We start from the raw sequence: 19,219 nt of genomic DNA, 5'->3' as shown, positions 1-19,219 counted from the left end.
CTATTTTATTAAAAAACCCAATCATTGGATTGGGTTTTTTGCATCTAAAAAAGTTTATTCTTTTACAACCAATACCTGAATTTTGGTACTGTTTAAAACATCTTGAGCAAAACTACCCAAAATAAGTTTTTGGAAGCCTTTGCGACCATGAGAACCAATTACAATCAAATCGGAACCTAAGCCTTCTACAGCTTTTAAGATACCATCTGAAGAAATTTCACCTTGGATAATTTGAGTTTCGGCATCAATACCTTCTTCGGCGCATAAAGCTTTTACTTTTGCGAGAGTTTTTTCTGCATTGGCACGCGCTTCAACAAAATAATCTTTTACAACAGGTGAGATGTAATAAAAATCTACGCCGCTAAAAGGATCTACCGCAACTAAGCTAATAGCGGTCAATTTACTCCCAAATGCCTTTGCAATATGAGCTGCTTGTCTTGCTGCTGCTAAAGAAATTTCAGAACCATCGACAGGTACAATAATATGTTGGTAATTCATAATGTTATTCCTCTTATTTACAGTTGTTATATGTATGAAGCATTTATTAATTAAAGATTAACATATTTCATTCTCGGTAAACATCTATTCGACTAAAGGAAAGGGAAATTAAATAAAATTATTTTAAATCATTTGCTTATGTTTATTCTTATATTGATTGTGATGGAGTTTAAGAGCTATTGCTGAATAATTGATAATATTTACATGAAAATTACAAAAAATTACTGTTCATATTTCTGTCATATAGAAAACGTATAACAAAATAGTAAACTAAGGGGAGAGTGATGAAGATGGCTGATTTAACAGCAAAGAAAATCAATAAACTCATTGAAGAGTTTCGTCAAACAGGTAAAGAACCCGAAAAATTAGTCGTTGGTTATAAAACGTATGCCAGACTCATGACTGAAGATAAATTTGCCGAGAAAGTTGTTCCGTCGCTCGAAGATTCAAAAGAGCGGTTATATAAAAATTTAAAAATTAAACTTGTGACTGAAAAGCATTACTTTGAAATCAAATAAAATTTATGTGAAATACATCACTGCTTATTAAAGTAAAATAACACTAAATAAGTTTAATAACATGATTATTGTATGATGAAACAAATTAATAGTGTAACCAACATTTGAAAACAGCAATCGTTTATAAACTCGATAGAATAAATTGCTTTTATTTTAAGTAGTGGAATAAATTGAAATGCCAACAATCAGTGTAATTATATTTTATTTTTTAGCTATATTAGGCACTGTTGCCATCATTTATGGATTAGTCAGTTTAAGTGTTTTTTTAATTGTTATTGGATTAGCTCTACTATTTGCAGCATGGTTATTAAAAAAAGAATTTAAATTAGATATTTTATTTTGGAGATAAATATAATATATGTTTGTAATCTAAATTGCTTATAAATTATTTGACTATAACTGACATAACATATGTCAGTTCTAAAAAGATTAAATATTGCACATATTAATTTATATTCAACTAAAAATATTTTTTGATCAAAATTATTACAATAAAATATAAAAGCGGAAAATTTTAAATTTATTTAAGTATTTAAAAATAAAAAAGTTTCATTTAGGATAAAAGTAAAATTGTAAAAGCGTTTGTATCGATTAAACAATAACAAAGCGAGGTGAGCATGACTTATAAGTATGAGTATGCAGGGTTCTGGTTAAGATTTGGTGCAATGATTATTGATACTCTTATTCTTTTTTTGGCAATTATTCCTGCGGCATGGATTTTTTATCAGGGGGATTATGATTTAGTCTTTGCCACGGGCTTAAGTACGAAACCACAAAATTATTGGTTCGATTTAATCGTGAACTATGCATTTCCTTTATTGTATTCAGTTTTATGTTGGCTGTATTTTGCAGGTACACCAGGGAAACGATTGATGCGATTAAAAGTTTTAGATGAAAAAACAGGCAATAAGCTAACAGTCATGCAGAGTATTATTCGATATATTGGCTATATTCCATCAATTTTAGTCTTTGGTATTGGTCTTTTTTGGGTTGCATTTGATGCTAAAAAACAAGGCTGGCATGACAAAATGGCGAAGTCAGTTGTAGTGCGAGAACTATAAAAAATAAAATAGAAAAGCGTTCATAGTATTGATAATAGGGACTATGAACGCTTTTTTATTAACTTTTTTTAACTTTAAGTTTTAAAATAAAATATACAACAACACCTACAATAAGTCCCCAAAAGGCTGATCCAATACCGAAAAATTGAATGCCCGAAGCACTACATAAAAAGGTAAATAATGCCGCTTCACGATCTTCAACCTGAGCAAATGCGATTGCAATGTTGTGGCTGATCGTACCAAATAATGCAATGCCAGCTAAAGCTACAATAAAGATATGTGGAAAAGACATTAACAAACTTGTCAATGTTGCGGCAAACAAGCCCATTAATACATAGAAAAAACCACAGCTCATGCCTGCAATATATCGTTTACTTGGGTCAGGGTGGACTTGATCGTCTAAGCTTACAGCCGCACTAATCGCAGCAATATTGACGCTATAACAACCAAAAGGTGCAAGCACAACTTGGGTTAAACCCGTCCAGCCAATCAGTTGATTAACATGCGGTTTATAGCCATAACTTTTGATCATGGCAATTCCGGGTAAATATTGCGAAGCCATGCTAATCACAAAAAGTGGCAGAGCTAAGCCCAAAAGTGCTGACCAGGTAAATTCAGGACTAATCCAAACAGGTTTAGCCAAAGACCACTGAAGTGTAGGCATATGAAATTCTAAAAAGACAGGGCACAGGGCAATACCTGCAAGTGCTGTGAATACAATGCTATAACGCGGCCATAATCTTTTTGTAATTATATAAATGGCGAGTAAAGATAAAACGAATTCCCAATCATTTTGCAAACTGGCGAACAGGGAAATACCAAATTTGAGTAAAACACCTGCAAGCATGGCACTGGTTAAGCTTTGAGGAATATATGAAAGTGCTTTTTGAAATATACCTGAAAAGCCTAAAATAGCAGTCAGTAAACCCCCAACTAAAAAAGCACCAATGGCTTCATTTAAGCTATAGCCACTGCCGGTTGCCATAATTAAAGCGAGGCCAGCGGTTGACCATGCTGTCGCTACAGGATATTTAAATTTCCAAGAAAGTATGAATCCAGATAAACCAATACCTAAGCCTAAAGCCCAAAACCATGAGGTGATTTGCGCGGATGAAGCACCTAAAGCTTGAGCCGCCTGAATCACTAAAATGGCTGAAACACTAATACCTATTAAAAAGGTAATAAAGCCAGCAAATACGGCTGGAATTGAAAAATCTTGAAGAATCTTTTGCATAGCTAAATGTTCTAAATCCCTGAAAAATTAATATGTTTCTGTCTTTGCTTTCAGCTAGGTAAATCTAACAATTTTTTTTAAGAAGGTGCTTTCTATTTTTTACTTAAAATAGAAATAATATTTTCAAAATATTGAATAATGCTATTATTCCTTTCGTAAATAATACTAAATTTGGGATATTGTTTTATGGATGAACAAGCTGAAAATTTGTCACCACTTGAATTGAAAATTATGCGTGCATTACAAGAAAATGGGCGCTTAAGTAATGCTGAACTGGCTAAACTGGTAGGTATAAGTACTTCATCTTGTTGGAATCATACACAGCGTCTTTTTAGAATTGGGGCAATTCTAGATGTGCGTGCTCGGATCAATCCGAGTATGGTGCAGCGTGATACGGTGGTGCTAGTCGGTGTAGTTTTGGACCGTTCAACGCCTGATAGCTTTCAGGCATTTGAACAGGCGGCAGGTGATTTGGAGAATGTTCTAGAATGCTATCTGGTTGCTGGAGAAGTCGATTATTTTCTAAAAATTCGTGTTAAAGATTTAGCTGCTTTTAACCGATTTCATAGTGAAAAAATTATTGCTTTACCGGGAGTAAGACAAGTCAGAACATTTTTTGTGCTCAATGAAGTTAAAACAGATGGCATGCTGGCATTTTAGCAGTTCATTATGTTTTAACTTCACAAATGCAAAAACTAGGATAAAGATGATTAGATTGTTGAGGTTGCCAGTTTTAAACCGAATCCGAAAAATAAAATCCCTACTAAAAAAATACTACTTGCTGCAATTTTATGGTTCTGTTTAAAAAATGCTGAAAGTTTAATTCCAGAGAAGATTAATGCAGTTAAATAACTAAAGCTAATCACCTGTAAAATAATCGCTAAAATTAAAAAGCTTAGTGCTGGGTAGGCATAATCAGGTTCAACAAATTGAACAAAGAAAGATAAGAAAAATAAAATCGCTTTCGGGTTGAGTAAACTAATACTTAATGCTGTTTTATAAGGATGAATTTTATCTAAAGCTGGTAAATCAGCCATTTCAGGTTTTGGTTGATTACGTTGTTTCCAGCGTTGAATACTACCTTGTAAGAGCTTAAAGCCTAGATAAGATAGATAAAGTGCACCTGTTAATTTAAGAGTAACAAATACCCATGGGAATGCTTTTAATAAAGAGGCTGCACCTAATACGGTACAAAGCATTAAAATGAGATCACCGGTAAAAATACCTAATGCACCCATATATCCAGTTTTAATGCCATAACGTGAAGCAATTGACATCACATAGAGAGAATTGGGCCCCGGCAATAACACAATTAGGAATGTACCAATAATATATGTTGTTAAATCTGTTATGCCGAACACGAGAAACCCAATAAAAAACCGATTTTTGCCATGATAACAAAAATCGGTGATTTTGTATGAAAAGTGCAGTTTTTTAAGGTTTAATTTCTGCATCAATTCCAAAAGATTGACGTAATAAAAAACTTAATTGGTCACGAGCTTTAATAAAGCCATCAACACCACCTTGTAAAAGTTGGAATGCCATTAAGTCATGATTAAGTTCATCTTTAAAACTTTGTTCATTTTGAGCGGGTCTAACAATAGCATCTGCTTGTTTTGATTTAGTTGCATCAAGAGCTGCATCAACTGTACGTGTATCTTGCTCAAGCTGGGTAAGTAAGCCCGGAGAGATCGTTAGTAAATCACAGCCAGCAAGTCCAAGAACCTGATCGATACTACGGAAGCTCGCACCCATTACTTGAGTCGGGATATTTTGCTGTTTGTAATAGGTATAGATTTTTTTAACTGAAACGACACCTGGGTCTTTTTCGATTGGGTAAGAATCTACACCTTCAGCTTTTTTGTACCAGTCCAAGATACGGCCTACAAATGGTGAAATTAAAGTTACTTTTGCATCTGCGCATGCTTGAGCTTGATGTAATCCGAAAAGCAGAGTGAGGTTACAAGCAATCCCTTCAGCTTCGAGTACTTTTGCAGCTTGAATACCTTCCCAAGTCGACGCAATTTTAATAAGAATACGTGACTGATCAATGCCGTAACCTTTGTAAAGTTCACATAATTCATGCGCTTTTTGAATGGTCGCTTCGGTGTTATATGAAAGGGCAGCATCAACTTCAGTCGAAACCCGACCTTCAATCAGTTTTAAAATTTCTACACCAAATTTTACGGTTAAAATATCAATGGTTCTTTCGATTAATTCATCGTTGCTATAGCCTTCTTCTTTGGCTTGATAATAAGCATCTTCAATGAGTTCTTTACTTTCTGGTTGTTCTGCTGCTGCCGTAATCAATGAAGGATTAGTCGTCGCGTCTAATGGACGAAATTTACGAATTGCATCAAGGTCGCTACTGTCGGCAACAACGGTCGTTAGTGTTTTTAATTGGTCAAGTGCTGTATGAGTCATTGATATTCAACATCTTCAGTAATAAATCTTATATTTTCTTTATAGCACAAAGTCTATTCATACTGTCGATATATCAATTGTTATATTTCAAAGAAAAACGTTTAGATTCTGCATCTAAATTGAAATAATTTTAAGGGACCTGTTGCGTTCGTTGCTTACGGATATGTTCAATAAGAAATCTGGCAGCGGCACCAAGCTCACTTTCACGACTCCATACCAAATCTACGTAATATTCAAATCTTGGAGTGAAATCTAATAAATTCAGTATTTTAAGCTTGTTTTTTAGTTCAGGGTTTTCTTTAAACATTTCTTGAGGAAGAACACCCCAGCCCAGATCACGTAAAATCATTAAGCAAGCAGAGTGGTGGTTATCTGTACGCCAGTAATGTTTTGAAAACAACAATTCAGGTTTTAATGTTTCATCTCGACTTGCCACTACAATTTGTCGTGTAGTGAGAATTTGCTCATAAGAAACTTGATTTTGGCTTGCAAGTGGATGATCTTTTGAAATAACGGGAATTAAAGCCTCACGTTTGAGCTCTACGAATTGTTCTCTGTTATCTAGATGCTCACGTTCAAACATAAGTGCAAGTTGGGCAGACCCATCTAACAACATTTGTAAGGCATCTTCTTGGGGTGCAGAAACAATATTAATTTGCAGGTCAGGGAAACGACTCTCTAGCAGGCAAATATAGTCGGTCCAGTTGGTATGTAAGAGTTCAGACACAATCACAATGGTTAAGTTAGCTTCTAACCCTGTGCTTAATGCATGTGCATGTTGTTTCCATTGATTCATCTCAATCAAAAGCTGAGAAGTCTTTTCATATAAGACCCGTGCTTCGTCAGTAGGGACAGGCTCACGACCTTTACGATCAAATAAGGTTAAGTCCAAATCAATTTCTAAGTTGGCAATAGACATGCTTACAGCCGAAGGAACTTTTCCAAGTTTACGTGCTGCTGCTGAAAAGGATCCAGTTTCTATAACGGCCTGAAACATGAGTAATTGTTCTTGATTAATATTCATCTGTCAAAAAAACTGAAAGAACCTGATTGGATTAATCAATATTATAAAAATAAAATGCACATTATCCAAGTATTATTGAGTATTTAAAAATGTTGATTTCCAAGAGAAGGCTCATTCATGCAATCAGTTATGAAGGAATTTTATTGGTCATCATTGCGATTGCATTAAGTTTTATTTTTGATATGCCTATGGACGTAACCGGAACACTCGGTGTGTTTATGGCAGTGGTTTCAGTTTTCTGGAATATGATTTTTAATCACTACTTTGAAAAAGTAGAGCATAAATATAATTGGGAAAGAACAATCCCTGTACGGATTTTACATGCGGTTGGTTTTGAAGGCGGTTTGCTTATTGCAACAGTGCCAATGATTGCTTATATGCTACAGATGAGTGTCATTGATGCGCTTATTTTAGATATTGGTTTAACCTTATGTATTTTGGTCTATACCTTCATTTTCCAATGGTGTTATGACCATATCGAAGATAAGTTTTTCCCTGAAGCAAAAGCTGCCTCACTGCACTAAATTTATAAATCCTAAAATGAAATAAGCACCCAAATGGGTGCTTATTTTTTGTAGTTAGATGTAGAAATTATTTCTCTACAATTGCAACTACACCTTCACCGCCAGCAGTACAGATAGAGATTAATGCGCGGCCTGAACCTTTTTGATTAATCAATTTAGCAGCAGTTGCCAAGATACGACCACCAGTTGCAGCAAATGGATGGCCTGCACCTAAAGATGAACCATTTACGTTAAGTTTAGAGCGGTCAATTGAACCTAAAGGTGCATCTAAGCCAAGACGTTCTTTACAGAATTTTTCGTCTTCCCATGCTTTAAGGGTAGACAATACTTGAGATGCAAATGCTTCATGGATTTCGTAGAAATCAAAATCTTGAAGTTTAAGGTTTGCACGCTTAAGCATACGAGGTACTGCATAAGCAGGAGCCATCAATAAGCCTTCTTTAGGACCATTTTTACCAATGAAGTCAACAGCAGCGGTTTCTGAGAAAGAAAGGTAAGCTAAAACTTCATGACCGTTTTCTTTTGCCCATTCTTCAGAAGCAAGTAATACAACAGATGCACCATCAGTCAATGGAGTTGAGTTACCCGCTGTCATTGTTGCAGTTTCGCCTTTACCGAAAACAGGCTTTAATTTAGCAAGTTTTTCAACTGTGCTGTCTGCACGTAGGTTATTGTCACGGTTAAGACCTAAGAATGGAGTGATCAAGTCATCAAAGAAACCGCGCTCATAAGCAGCAGCAAGTTTTTGATGGCTGCTTGCAGCGAGTTCGTCTTGAGCTTCGCGAGTAATACCCCATTCTAATGCAGTAATTGCTTGGTGCTCACCCATTGAAAGGCCAGTACGTGGTTCACCATTGCTTGGCGCATCAAGAAGCTTTTTAAAATCAATTTTTGTTAATGCTTTAAGACGGTCTTTACCTGTTTTAGCAACATTGAGCTCAAGTAAAACTTTACGTAAGCCATCACCAACAGCGATTGGGGCATCAGAAGTGGTGTCTACACCGCCTGCAATACCGACATCAATTTGACCAAGCGCAATTTTGTTAGCAACAACAAAAGCAGCTTGTAAACCTGTACCACAAGCAATTTGAATGTCGTAAGCAGGAGTTTCAGGAGCAAGATCAGTGCTCAATACAACTTCACGAGTCATATTAAAGTCACGGCTGTGTTTTAAAACAGCACCAGCAACGACTTCACCAATACGCTTACCTTGTAAGTTAAAGCGCTCAACCAAACCATTCAATGCTGCTGTCAGCATGTCAGAATTCGATGCTTTAAAATAAGCAGTATTTGAACGTGCAAATGGAATGCGGTTGCCACCAATAATTGCAACGCGGCGAACAGTATTTTGGCTCATGGTTTTATCCTGTTGAACAGAAGTTTTGGTTTTTGTTGCTTTTGGTGCTGCAGCTACATTATTAGAAGATGTAGATGGGGGTGCAGAAGCAGCGCTCTTATTACGAGGGCTTCGTGCAGATGCAGTCGTTGAACGAGTACGTGTCGTTTTTGGAGTATTAGTTGCTGCTTTAGGAGTTGTGCTGTTACGCTTAGCCGTGTTAGAAGCCGGCTTTGATGTATTTGACACTTTTTCCTGAGCAGAATTCTCGACTGCTGGATTTTCTTGAGTTGTCTTGCTCATAAGGCTTTTCCAAGCATATTAACGATATTCTTATAAGCTACATTAACACAATTCAAATAGACCTGTATTGACTAGAATGACATTGTAGATAGCATTCAGGTCAAGACATCCAAAGATGAACTCAAGTATGATTTGGAGTAACTCTAATGAACGACTGATTTCATATTGTTTCTGTCCATCTCATAACATAATGAAGCCTGTCGTAGAAAATTCATTTCTTTGAGAGATAATAATCATGACTGATCAATACCAAGCATTTACACAATCTCCTATTGGTAAATTCGTTGTTAAAAATCTGGGTTTACCATCACCAGTTGCATTAGAGCGTTTTGAAAGTGCTCAGCCAGTAGTGAATGGTGCAGTATTGGTTGGCGCGGCGCCGTCAAGTGTATTGTCTGGTGCTATTGCACAAGTACTTAGCAATATTCATGCAGATAGTTATGTAGGCAATAATGTTGCATTACAACAAGACGCTGCAAAAGTTGGTTTAAATTTACGCCCATTCAATGCAGGCGACAAAGAATCAAAATTCAAAGCAGTAGTATTTGATGCTTCTGGTATCCAAAACTCAGAACAGTTAAATGAGCTTTATAAATTCTTTAACCCGATTGCACGTCAAGTTGCGACTTCTGGTCGAGTTATTGTGATTGGTACAACACCTGAAACTGCAAAAACTGTAAAACAGGCGATTGCTCAGCGCGCTCTTGAAGGTTTTATCAAATCTGTAGGTAAAGAATTTAAAAAGGGTATTACTGCACAAGTTGTCTATGTAGATGAAGGTGCTGCTGCAAACCTTGAATCAACTTTACGCTTCTTGCTTTCTCCGCGTTCAGCTTATGTATCTGGTCAAGTTGTTCGTATTTCTAAAGCAGATGTCGTTGATGTTGATTGGGCAAAACCGCTTGCTGGTAAAACTGCGTTAGTAACAGGTGCAAGCCGTGGTATTGGTGAGGCAATTGCACATGTATTGGCGCGTGATGGCGCTCATGTCATTTGTCTAGATGTACCTCAGCAGCAAGCTGACCTTGACCGTGTAGCTGCGGACATTGGCGGTTCTACATTGGCAATTGATATTACAGCTGCTGATGCAGGTGAAAAAATTAAAGCTGCTGCGGCAAAGCAAGGCGGTTTAGATATTATCGTTCATAACGCGGGTATTACTCGTGACAAGACTTTGGCAAACATGAAGCCTGAGCTTTGGGATTTAGTGATTAACATTAACTTGTCTGCTGCTGAACGTGTAAATGACTACTTGTTAGAAAACGATGGTCTAAATGCAAATGGCCGTATTGTTTGCGTATCATCAATTAGTGGTATTGCAGGTAACCTTGGTCAAACGAACTATGCTGCATCTAAAGCAGGTGTGATTGGTTTAGTTAAATTTACTGCACCTATTCTAAAAAATGGTATTACCATTAATGCAGTAGCACCTGGTTTTATTGAGACACAAATGACTGCTGCGATTCCATTTGCAATTCGTGAAGCTGGTCGCCGTATGAACTCAATGCAACAAGGCGGTTTACCTGTTGATGTAGCAGAAACGATTGCATGGTTTGCATCAACTGCTTCTACAGGTGTAAATGGCAACGTGGTACGTGTGTGTGGCCAAAGCTTGTTAGGCGCTTAAGCACTCTGAGCTAAAGATAAGGGGTGCTTGGGCATCCCTTTTTTATTCAAGAATCTATAAATTATAAAAGGTTAGGTATGAATACTCGTCATTTTAGCCAGCTACCAAAAGCGGCATTGGCTTATCCAAAAGTTGTGCAAGGTTTAATCTTTAAAAAGGCTAAAGGGCCAAAAATCTTGCCGCAAGTTGAATATGTGGTTGATAGTCTTGAGATTGATCAAAGTCATCTCAAAGCTTATAACGAAGTATGCGGCTTTAAAAATAATGGCTTTGTACCTGCGATTTATTTGGCTGTGTTGTCGCAAAGTTTGCAAATGCACATGATGACGGCAGAAGCTTTTCCATTTCCGATTTTAGGTTTAGTCCATATTCGTAACCAGATTAAACAAACCAGACCGATTGGTGTAACTGAAAAACTCACTCTGTCATGTAAGTTTGGGGAATTAAAACCGCATGATAAAGGTGTTCAGTTTGACTTTATTACCACGGCAAAAGTTGGCAACGAAGTAGTTATGGAAGGCTTAACGACTTATTTATCTCGTCAAAAAGTCGAGAAAAGAGTCAGCGAAAAAGCCAAAGAAGAACAAGTACCAGCTTATGTGCCAAAGGCCCAGTGGGATATTTTAGAAAACACAGGCCGCCGTTATGCGAAAGTGTCAGGCGATTTCAACTTAATTCACATCCATGCCCTTACTGCGAAAGCATTTGGCTTTAAGCAAGCAATTGCACATGGCATGTGGAGCAAAGCTAAAGCACTAGCGAACCTTGAATTACCAAATGCCTATGAAGCAGATGTGTGGTTTAAGCTGCCAATGTTCTTACCTTCAAAAGTTGAGTTTTTAACTGCCAATGCAGACAAAAAGACTGATTTCTTGATTCGTAATACGAAATCACAAAAACCACATGTTGCAGGAACTGTAAAAGCATTATAAAAATATCAGCAGCCTGAACAGGTGTTTGGGCTGCTTTTGAGCAAAATAACAAAAAATGCAAGGAACTTCATGTGATTAAAGAGATTTTACTGGCCGATACCCAAAACTATCACGGTATTTTAGATGAACGTTTTATTGATTTAGCTCACCAGTTTAGCCGCCTTCAAGATGCCAGAACGGGACAAGGTGGAGCTGCATTAGCGGTTTATTTTAGAGGTCAGAAAGTTGTCGATATCTACACCGGTCTAAAATCACAAACTGAAGCTTGGCAACCAGATACCTTGGCAGTTTGCTACTCTACAGGTAAAGGTATACTTGCGACTTTAGCTCACATTTTAGTAAGTGAGGGTTTTTTAGAATACGACAAACCGATTTCGACTTATTGGCCTGAGTTTGCTCAAAATGGTAAAGAGCAAATGACATTGCGTCATATGCTGAGCCATCAAAGCGGCATGTTTGATATTCGAAATACCATCGAAAGTGCGAGAGAAATGCTCGACTGGTCACACATGTTAGATGTGGTTGCGGCGACTAAGCCAAGATTCGTTGCTGGAGAGGGTAATGCTTATCAAGCTTTAACATTTGGTTGGCTTGTGGGCGGCGTGCTTGAAAAAGCAACTGGTCAATCTTTACATCAGCTCATGCAAAAATATCTTGTTGAACCGTTGCAGTTAGATGGTGCTTATTTTGGAACGCCTGCAAGTGAGTTAGATCGTGTAGCACGACTAATTATTCAACCAAAGCCAGAAAAACCAGCATCTACTCAAGTTGAAAAACCTAAAAAGCCTCAGCCCCGCAAAAGTTCAATCTCTGAAAAAATGATTACGTGGACTGGACAAGACCCACAAGATTTTCAGGATGCTATGATTCCAAAAGGAATGAAGCATTTTAGTTTCTTTAGTGATGAAGGGCTGCAAGCGGTCATTCCGGCAGCAAACGGAACATTTACTGCGAGTAGCCTTGCCAAAATTTATGCGATGCTGGCAAATCACGGTGAATGGGATGGACAACAACTCATTCGTCCAGAAATATTTAAAGAATTGAGCGCCATCCAAAGTTATGCACGTGATCGTGTTATGCCAATTCCAATGAATTGGCGTTTAGGTTATCACCGTATCATTACCATGGGTAAGCGTGCTAAAAATGGTTTTGGGCATATTGGCTACAATGGTTCGGGTGCATGGTGTGAACCTGAACGTGATCTTAGCTTTGCTTATACTCATAACTTTCAGATTGGTTCAATAACTGGTGACTATCGTTTGTGGGGGCTTACTCAAGAAGCCTTACGCTGCACCGACCAAATTTTAAAAGGTCGAAAAGGCTGGTTCTAAACTCAATATCTTTAAAGCTGGTATTTTAATAAATGCCAGCTCAACGCTTATAACAACTCTAAGCGAATCATCGCTTCTGTATGGCGCTTAAAGTCTTCTTCAGCTAAACCTTGTAATCCAAGTTTATAAATTCCTTCTAAACCGCATACAAAAGCAATCAAACGCCAAGCAATGTCTGTTGAGTTAGATAGAGTTTTAAACTCACCGTCTTTTTTGCCATTTTCAATCGCTTGAACAATCGTTTGATGCCAACTTTGCATGGCCAGGTTATAAGCTTTTTGTATTTCTATATCTTGTTCAATCAAGAGTTCAGCTTCATTCCATAATCGTAAGTAGGGTTGAAGTCTGTCTATGTTTTCCGCACCTAACAAGATAAAGAGCCTTTGAAATTGGCTAGTGGTTTGTAGAGCTTGTTCAATTTCATCCAGCTGTTCCATAAGCTTTAAAAAAGCTTCAGCTTTTAAATGAGATGCCGACGAAAAGTGATGATGAACTTGGCCAGTCGAGGTTTGGGCTTCTGTGGCGATTCTACGTACTGTCATGGCTGTAAAACCTTCAGCCAAGGCAACTTGCATGGCAGCTTGCAGAATCATTTCTCTGCGTTGATCACGATTAAGATAGGCCATGTTTATTTCACCTGACTGAATTCGACACAAACTACATTAAAATTTAAAATTGGACAAGTGTCCAATTGTGTATATAATAACCATGATTTGAACACATGTCCAAGTTTTGGATATCGAAGAGCGTTATGCAAAAGAAATGGTTAATCCTGACGATCATCGTCCTTATTTATTTGCCGGTTACAATTGATGCAACAGTGATGCATGTTGCAACACCATCTTTAAGTGCAGCATTGAATTTAACTGCCAATCAGCTTTTATGGATCATTGATATTTATTCACTGATTATGGCGGGTTTGATTTTGCCGATGGGTGCACTCGGTGACCGTATTGGCTTTAAAAAATTATTATTTATTGGAACTGCAATTTTTGGAGTCGGTTCACTGGCAGCTGCTTTTTCACCAACAGCCTATGCTTTAATTGCTTCCCGTGCTCTTTTAGGGCTAGGGGCAGCTATGCTTATTCCTGCAACTTTATCGGGAATTCGAAATGCTTTTACCGAAGAAAAGCAAAGGAATTTTGCACTTGGCCTTTGGTCGACAGTCGGTGGTGGCGGTGCCGCTTTTGGTCCATTAGTTGGCGGTTTTTTACTAGAGCATTTCCATTGGGGAGCAGTATTCCTCATCAATATCCCAATTATTTTGGTTGTTCTGGTCATGATTGTCATGATCATCCCTAAGCAGGAAGAGAAAACCGACCAGCCAATTAATTTAGGCCAAGCTTTAGTGTTGGTTGTGGCGATTTTAAGTCTGATCTATTCGATCAAATCGGCCATGTATAACTTCTCAGTACTTACAGTCGTGATGTTTGTGATTGGGGTAAGTTCTTTAATTCACTTTATTCGTAGCCAAAAAAGAAGTACGACTCCAATGATTGATTTGGAGTTGTTTAAACATCCAGTCATTTCTACCAGTATTGTTATGGCTGTCGTTTCAATGATTGCTTTGGTTGGTTTTGAATTACTCTTGTCTCAAGAATTGCAGTTTGTGCATGGCTTTTCTCCATTACAGGCAGCCATGTTTATTATTCCATTCATGATTGCAATTAGTTTAGGTGGTCCATTAGCAGGAATCTGTTTAAATAAATGGGGACTTAGACTTGTATCTACTGTTGGGATTTTAATAAGTGGCTTTAGTCTATGGGGACTTGCCCAGCTTAACTTTTCGACCGATCACTTTTTAGCATGGACGTGTATGGTCTTTTTAGGTTTTAGCATTGAGATTGCCTTACTGGCTTCAACAGCTGCGATTATGTCTTCTGTACCATCAAACAAAGCAAGTGCAGCAGGTGCGATTGAAGGTATGGCCTATGAGTTGGGTGCTGGTTTAGGTGTCGCTATTTTTGGTTTAATGTTGTCTTGGTTTTATAGTCGCTCAATTATTTTGCCAGAGGAACTCCCGACGAACTTAATTGAAAAAGCAAGTATTTCGATTGGTGAAACCATGCAATTAGCATCTAACATTGAAAGTCCTTTGGGAGGACAATTAATTGCAGTTGCTCAGCAAGCTTTTAGCTATGCACATAGTTGGGTACTTACAATCTCAGCCATTTGTTTCTTCCTTTTAACTGTATTTGTCTGGTTTAGTTTTCCAAAGAAAGTGAGTTAATGATCTAAACAAGCTTAACAGTAGTGGAAAAAGAGAGAAAAATTTCTCTCTTTTTCTTGTTATAAATATAATTTTTAAATACATATAAATTGATAAAGCTTTCTTCATCTCAGAATGTTTTTAGTTATGTAATTCTCATAAAAAAATTATTATTTAATAAGTTTCATATTTTTATTTCAAAATGATTCAGTGGTCATGTAATTGAAATTTAATAAAAAATTAATTGATCGAAAATTGACTATAAAAAAATGGTTTGTTAATCTGCTACTCGAAAAATCTAAAAACAAATAAAAGAGGCTGCTGTGAATTTAAAATTAAAAACATCATTTATTATTGGAGCAATTGTTGCATCTTCACTTGTATATGCCGCAACTGTACTTTCACCCAATCAGAATAATAATAGTGGATCAATTCCCTCTGGTTATTCAGATTTAGAATTTTCTTTAGCAAATGGGAATTGGGTCAAAAATCTCTCTTTACCAGCAAGTGCTAATAATTTAGACAAAATTACAATTCGCTCTAGTGCGGCTTATAGTAGTTATTTAGATACTTCTAATACGAATATTCCGTTAGAAGTGTTGAAGATAAATAGCGGGGATGTTTACCAATTCATCTTTAATACCGCTCAAAATAAATGGATTGCTCAGTTGGCGACAGTGAGTCCTACGAATGGTACTAACTATGAGGTTGTACCGTTAACAACTGCATCCATACAAAAAGTACTCATTCAAAATGACAAATGGGCGCAAACCATTGCATTACCAAGTGATGTACGCGATGGAACGACTGTACAAATTGTTTCTACAGCAAGTGCCGATTCCAATATAGATAAAGCAAATTTGCTATTTCCAAGCAGTTTTTTATTAAAAAATGGCTCTGAATATTGGTTTAAATATTATTCGGCTTTAGGAAAATGGGTGCCAGAATATATAAAACCTCAGAAGTTAAATGTTCAGCAAATTGGAACATCTTTAGCAGTTGTAAATAGTCCACTTACAGAAGTTTCATTTGGGGATGGGAACTGGGTATCCAATTTCACTCTTCCTGCGACTGCAAGTGATCGGGATAGAATTGTTATTAAATCGACGGCGACTTGGTCTGCAAAAATTAATAATACCAATATTAATAGCCAAGCAACCTTAACCCTTAAAACTGGCGATCAATATGAGTTTATGTATGTCAGTGATAAAGGATATTGGCAGCTGATTTCTTCGCCAACAAAGGTGATTGATTCAACAGCGACAATCCCTGCGACTTTACCGAATATGACTCAACCCGCTTTAAAGGTAAAACTTTCTACCTCAAATTGGCAGCCAACCTTACAACTACCAGTTAAAGCTCAAGTCGGGGATAAGGTGGTTATTGCGTCAAATGCATCGGCTGATACCTATATTAATGCTGCCAATGGTTTGTCTTCGACCATTAAAAATGGTGAAAATCGCCGTTTTATTTACACGGCTCAAGGCTGGTCAGTAGATAGCTACACAATTGATATGTTGTTGGTTTCTAGTCCAGAAGTAAATTCAATTTTAGGAGAGAGCGCTGCAAAATTGAGAATGATTGAAGGTGTAAATTTAACAAATTTAACTGCTGAAAATTCGAATGCACGTTTTTACTTAAGAGATGTGGGCTATTTAACTTATAAAATCCCTGCTATCACTTTAAAAGAAGCGATTTCTACTGGTCGAGATGACACGACCGTACAAAATGAGCGTAAACGTGTATTGGCTGATGGTGTCTATTATCAAGGTAATGAACCAGGCGATGGCGGTTGTGGCTGGGCATGGATTAATGCATCTTCATATAACATGATTGGTGCAAATGATATTGCAGGTTGTTCTTTTGCTGCGATGCGTCATGAGGTAGGACATAATCTTGGCCTGTACCATAATGGTTCAACCAATATTGGTTCAGGGTTTGCCCATCCTTTAGGAAGTACTGCGATGGGTGGTAATAATATTAATTTTTACTCTAGCCCATACTTATACAACCCTAAATATGGTGTCCGTTTGGGTGAAGAAGGAAAAATTGATGCGGTGAGTGTTATTAACCTAAATGCACAGAAAATTTCTCTATATAACTAATCTCTATTCTTAGCCATAAATAATGAAAAAAAATAAATTGTTAATAGGAACTGCTATCGCTTGTTTAGCGCTAGCAGTTCTCATCTGGCTCGCATTTTCACAGCAAAGTTCTTCTGCTTTAACGTCATCTGCAGATAGCCTGAAAAGTGAAGTTAGCTTAAAGCGAGTTGAAAGTCAGAATGGTTTTGCTCGTCAAAATACAATGAATCTGAGTCCGTCAGAGAAAGAAAGATTATCTAAGCAACAAATTGTTTTTAATGAGATAGAAAAAGATCAGTTGCCTTCTAATGTTAATTTTCCACTGATTAAAAATGGACAAGGTATGGTCATTAAGTATGATCCAAACGTGATTGAACTCAAAAAAGTGGGGGATACCGTTAAGTTTCAAATGTTGGAATATGGAATTAACCGCACAGGAAAAATTGTAGAGATTGAACCTGTTGATCAAGATATTGTTCGGTGGACAGGGAAATTTGATCAGGGAGATCCAAATCAGAATTTCTTTACCATTACTCAAAGTCAAAAAGACCACTATACGATCATGCAAATTTTTACCGAGAAAGGAAATTATTCGGCTGAAATTAAAGATGGGGTTGGGCTGGTACAAACGATGGATGACGGATTCACTGATCACGAGTTACATCATGATCACCCTTAGTCAAATAAATGGTTCAGATGAGAAAAGAGTATAGTTCGCAGTTTATCTGTACGGATATGAGCTTTATGCGTTCACTCTCTTTTAAAAACAAAGTATGCTTATGCCTGTAACAAGGAGCATACATGTATCAAGTACTTGCTAGAAAATACCGTCCACGTAATTTCAATGAGTTAGTGGGGCAAAACCATGTTTCTCGTGCATTAAGCAGTGCATTGGAACGCGGTCGTCTACACCATGCTTATTTATTTACAGGAACGCGTGGTGTGGGGAAGACCACAATTGCACGTATTTTAGCCAAGTGTTTAAACTGTGAAACAGGTGTGACCTCTACACCATGTGAAGTCTGTGCAACTTGTAAAGCGGTAAACGAAGGCCGTTTTATTGATTTGATTGAAATTGATGCTGCTTCAAGAACAAAAGTAGAAGATACGCGTGAACTTTTAGACAACGTTCCTTATGCGCCAACGCAAGGTCGTTTTAAAGTTTACCTGATTGACGAAGTACATATGTTATCTACGCATTCCTTTAATGCGTTATTAAAAACATTAGAAGAACCACCAGAACACGTTAAGTTCCTTTTTGCAACGACTGATCCACAAAAGCTGCCGATTACGGTTATTTCACGTTGTTTGCAATTTACATTGCGCCCTTTAGCTGTCGATGAAATTACAAAGCATCTTGGCACTATTCTTGAAAAAGAACAGATTGTTTCTGACCAAGATGCAATTTGGCAAATTGCCGAGTCTGCTCAAGGTTCATTGCGTGATGCGTTATCTTTAACCGATCAGGCAATTGCCTATGGTCAGGGTGCTGTACAGCATCAAGATGTTAAAGAAATGCTCGGTCTAATTGACCGCACCATTATTTATGATTTGATTTTAGCGATTCATCAGAACCAACGTGAAAAAGTGAGTCAGCTTTTATTACAATTTAGACATCAAGCGCTCGATGTTTCACTTGTACTTGATCAGTTGATTTCGACATTGCATGAATTGGCAATTTTGCAATATCTGCCTGATTTGAGTTTGAAATATAGCGATGAAATCAATCGCAAAATTATGCAACTGTCTAAGCTGATTTCTGCTCAAGATTTACAGCTTTATTACCAAATTGCATGTAAAGGACGATCTGACCTACAACTTGCCGTGACACAAGAACAAGGTTTTGAAATGTGCGTTTTACGCTTATTAGCATTCCGTCCTTTAGCGCCAAATGAAATTGTGGTATCAGAGCCTGTTCAACAAAATCAGCAAGTTGTGTTGAATCCCCAAGTTCAACAAACAGCCCAAGAGATTGCTCCTGTAAGTGCTGTGCAGCCAGTTGAAGTTATTAGCCAACCCGCTATGGTTGAACCTGAACCTGAACCTGAACCTGAACCTGAACCTGAACCTGAACCTGAACCTGAACCTGAACCTGAACCTGAACCTGAACCTCA

19 protein-coding genes are annotated in these 19,219 nt (G+C 37.4%); 12 read left to right on the top strand and 7 right to left on the bottom strand.

Going from position 1 to position 19,219, the window contains the following annotated elements; translation table 11 throughout:
- Positions 1-54: 54 nt before the first annotated feature.
- Positions 55-498, bottom strand: coding sequence for a universal stress protein (locus tag AC07M3_RS17910; RefSeq protein ID WP_004643207.1), 444 nt, complete (start codon positions 496-498; stop codon positions 55-57).
- Positions 499-788: 290 nt separating this feature from the next.
- Here AC07M3_RS17910 and AC07M3_RS17905 point away from each other — a divergent pair, with 290 nt between their 5' ends.
- From AC07M3_RS17905 to AC07M3_RS17895, 3 genes are all read left to right on the top strand, one after another.
- Positions 789-1,016, top strand: a complete 228-nt coding sequence (locus AC07M3_RS17905) for a hypothetical protein (protein WP_092707156.1) — start codon at positions 789-791, stop codon at positions 1,014-1,016.
- Positions 1,017-1,191: 175 nt separating this feature from the next.
- Positions 1,192-1,365 (top strand): hypothetical protein, encoded by a 174-nt coding sequence (locus AC07M3_RS17900; RefSeq protein ID WP_494567926.1) that lies wholly within the window; start codon positions 1,192-1,194, stop codon positions 1,363-1,365.
- Between the two features lie 268 nt (positions 1,366-1,633).
- A complete protein-coding gene (locus AC07M3_RS17895; RefSeq protein ID WP_494567925.1) occupies positions 1,634-2,077 on the top strand; it encodes an RDD family protein in 444 nt (147 codons plus the stop codon).
- 58 nt (positions 2,078-2,135) lie between these two features.
- Here the strand turns inward: AC07M3_RS17895 and AC07M3_RS17890 are convergent, their stop codons facing one another.
- Positions 2,136-3,311, bottom strand: a complete 1,176-nt coding sequence (locus AC07M3_RS17890; protein ID WP_494567924.1) for a benzoate/H(+) symporter BenE family transporter — start codon at positions 3,309-3,311, stop codon at positions 2,136-2,138.
- Positions 3,312-3,497: 186 nt separating this feature from the next.
- Here AC07M3_RS17890 and AC07M3_RS17885 point away from each other — a divergent pair, with 186 nt between their 5' ends.
- Positions 3,498-3,971, top strand: coding sequence for an Lrp/AsnC family transcriptional regulator (locus AC07M3_RS17885; RefSeq protein ID WP_017392157.1), 474 nt, complete (start codon positions 3,498-3,500; stop codon positions 3,969-3,971).
- Between the two features lie 50 nt (positions 3,972-4,021).
- Here AC07M3_RS17885 and leuE read toward each other — a convergent pair whose 3' ends face one another.
- The 3 genes from leuE to aceR all read right to left on the bottom strand — a co-directional run bounded on the left by leuE (position 4,022) and on the right by aceR (position 6,759).
- Positions 4,022-4,672 (bottom strand): leucine efflux protein LeuE, encoded by a 651-nt coding sequence (leuE, locus tag AC07M3_RS17880; protein WP_026056215.1) that lies wholly within the window; start codon positions 4,670-4,672, stop codon positions 4,022-4,024.
- Between the two features lie 73 nt (positions 4,673-4,745).
- Positions 4,746-5,735 carry a transaldolase gene (gene tal, locus AC07M3_RS17875; RefSeq protein WP_494567923.1) on the bottom strand — a complete coding sequence of 330 codons (990 nt, stop codon included), beginning with the start codon at positions 5,733-5,735 and terminating at the stop codon, positions 4,746-4,748.
- A 130-nt stretch (positions 5,736-5,865) separates the two neighbouring features.
- Positions 5,866-6,759 carry an HTH-type transcriptional regulator AceR gene (gene aceR / locus AC07M3_RS17870; RefSeq protein WP_199989757.1) on the bottom strand — a complete coding sequence of 298 codons (894 nt, stop codon included), beginning with the start codon at positions 6,757-6,759 and terminating at the stop codon, positions 5,866-5,868.
- Positions 6,760-6,848: 89 nt separating this feature from the next.
- Here aceR and aceI point away from each other — a divergent pair, with 89 nt between their 5' ends.
- A complete protein-coding gene (aceI, locus tag AC07M3_RS17865) occupies positions 6,849-7,283 on the top strand; it encodes a chlorhexidine efflux PACE transporter AceI (protein ID WP_005039851.1) in 435 nt (144 codons plus the stop codon).
- A gap of 67 nt (positions 7,284-7,350) precedes the next feature.
- On the opposite strand, the gene AC07M3_RS17860 is transcribed toward aceI, so the two are convergent.
- Positions 7,351-8,922, bottom strand: a complete 1,572-nt coding sequence (locus AC07M3_RS17860) for an acetyl-CoA C-acetyltransferase (protein ID WP_494567922.1) — start codon at positions 8,920-8,922, stop codon at positions 7,351-7,353.
- 235 nt (positions 8,923-9,157) lie between these two features.
- Between AC07M3_RS17860 and AC07M3_RS17855 the strand changes: the two genes are divergently transcribed.
- The 3 genes from AC07M3_RS17855 to AC07M3_RS17845 all read left to right on the top strand — a co-directional run bounded on the left by AC07M3_RS17855 (position 9,158) and on the right by AC07M3_RS17845 (position 12,812).
- Positions 9,158-10,549, top strand: coding sequence for a 3-oxoacyl-ACP reductase (locus AC07M3_RS17855; RefSeq protein WP_494567921.1), 1,392 nt, complete (start codon positions 9,158-9,160; stop codon positions 10,547-10,549).
- Positions 10,550-10,626: 77 nt separating this feature from the next.
- The gene (locus AC07M3_RS17850) at positions 10,627-11,481 is read left to right on the top strand and encodes a MaoC family dehydratase (RefSeq protein ID WP_494567920.1); all 855 of its coding nucleotides are present in this window, start codon (positions 10,627-10,629) and stop codon (positions 11,479-11,481) included.
- A 71-nt stretch (positions 11,482-11,552) separates the two neighbouring features.
- The gene (locus AC07M3_RS17845; protein ID WP_494567919.1) at positions 11,553-12,812 is read left to right on the top strand and encodes a serine hydrolase domain-containing protein; all 1,260 of its coding nucleotides are present in this window, start codon (positions 11,553-11,555) and stop codon (positions 12,810-12,812) included.
- 47 nt (positions 12,813-12,859) lie between these two features.
- Here AC07M3_RS17845 and AC07M3_RS17840 read toward each other — a convergent pair whose 3' ends face one another.
- Positions 12,860-13,438, bottom strand: a complete 579-nt coding sequence (locus AC07M3_RS17840; RefSeq protein WP_307009152.1) for a TetR family transcriptional regulator — start codon at positions 13,436-13,438, stop codon at positions 12,860-12,862.
- A 125-nt stretch (positions 13,439-13,563) separates the two neighbouring features.
- Between AC07M3_RS17840 and amvA the strand changes: the two genes are divergently transcribed.
- The 4 genes from amvA to dnaX all read left to right on the top strand — a co-directional run.
- Positions 13,564-15,042, top strand: a complete 1,479-nt coding sequence (gene amvA, locus AC07M3_RS17835) for a multidrug efflux MFS transporter AmvA (protein WP_494567918.1) — start codon at positions 13,564-13,566, stop codon at positions 15,040-15,042.
- A gap of 302 nt (positions 15,043-15,344) precedes the next feature.
- Positions 15,345-17,126, top strand: coding sequence for a metalloendopeptidase CpaA (gene cpaA / locus AC07M3_RS17830; RefSeq protein ID WP_494567917.1), 1,782 nt, complete (start codon positions 15,345-15,347; stop codon positions 17,124-17,126).
- 22 nt (positions 17,127-17,148) lie between these two features.
- Positions 17,149-17,784, top strand: coding sequence for a metalloprotease secretion chaperone CpaB (gene cpaB, locus AC07M3_RS17825; protein ID WP_307009156.1), 636 nt, complete (start codon positions 17,149-17,151; stop codon positions 17,782-17,784).
- Between the two features lie 122 nt (positions 17,785-17,906).
- Positions 17,907-19,219, top strand: a 1,313-nt coding sequence (dnaX, locus tag AC07M3_RS17820; RefSeq protein WP_494567916.1) for a DNA polymerase III subunit gamma/tau, incomplete at its 3' end; no start/stop codon positions are given.

It is taken from the genome of Acinetobacter sp. GW821-FHT09D10 (assembly GCF_059416285.1).
The sequence above is the reverse complement of the archived record's forward strand: the minus strand, read 5'-3'. Positions and strand labels throughout refer to the sequence as shown.

Bases quoted from the DNA above. Each gene is read 5' to 3' on its own strand.
- AC07M3_RS17910 (WP_004643207.1), bottom strand. From the start codon at position 498: ATGAATTACCAACATATTATTGTACCTGTCGATGGTTCTGAAATTTCT.
- AC07M3_RS17905 (WP_092707156.1), top strand. From the start codon at position 789: ATGGCTGATTTAACAGCAAAGAAAATCAATAAACTCATTGAAGAGTTT.
- AC07M3_RS17900 (WP_494567926.1), top strand. From the start codon at position 1,192: ATGCCAACAATCAGTGTAATTATATTTTATTTTTTAGCTATATTAGGC.
- AC07M3_RS17895 (WP_494567925.1), top strand. From the start codon at position 1,634: ATGACTTATAAGTATGAGTATGCAGGGTTCTGGTTAAGATTTGGTGCA.
- AC07M3_RS17890 (WP_494567924.1), bottom strand. From the start codon at position 3,311: ATGCAAAAGATTCTTCAAGATTTTTCAATTCCAGCCGTATTTGCTGGC.
- AC07M3_RS17885 (WP_017392157.1), top strand. From the start codon at position 3,498: ATGGATGAACAAGCTGAAAATTTGTCACCACTTGAATTGAAAATTATG.
- tal (WP_494567923.1), bottom strand. From the start codon at position 5,735: ATGACTCATACAGCACTTGACCAATTAAAAACACTAACGACCGTTGTT.
- aceR (WP_199989757.1), bottom strand. From the start codon at position 6,759: ATGAATATTAATCAAGAACAATTACTCATGTTTCAGGCCGTTATAGAA.
- aceI (WP_005039851.1), top strand. From the start codon at position 6,849: ATGTTGATTTCCAAGAGAAGGCTCATTCATGCAATCAGTTATGAAGGA.
- AC07M3_RS17860 (WP_494567922.1), bottom strand. From the start codon at position 8,922: ATGAGCAAGACAACTCAAGAAAATCCAGCAGTCGAGAATTCTGCTCAG.
- AC07M3_RS17855 (WP_494567921.1), top strand. From the start codon at position 9,158: ATGACTGATCAATACCAAGCATTTACACAATCTCCTATTGGTAAATTC.
- AC07M3_RS17850 (WP_494567920.1), top strand. From the start codon at position 10,627: ATGAATACTCGTCATTTTAGCCAGCTACCAAAAGCGGCATTGGCTTAT.
- AC07M3_RS17840 (WP_307009152.1), bottom strand. From the start codon at position 13,438: ATGGCCTATCTTAATCGTGATCAACGCAGAGAAATGATTCTGCAAGCT.
- amvA (WP_494567918.1), top strand. From the start codon at position 13,564: ATGCAAAAGAAATGGTTAATCCTGACGATCATCGTCCTTATTTATTTG.
- cpaB (WP_307009156.1), top strand. From the start codon at position 17,149: ATGAAAAAAAATAAATTGTTAATAGGAACTGCTATCGCTTGTTTAGCG.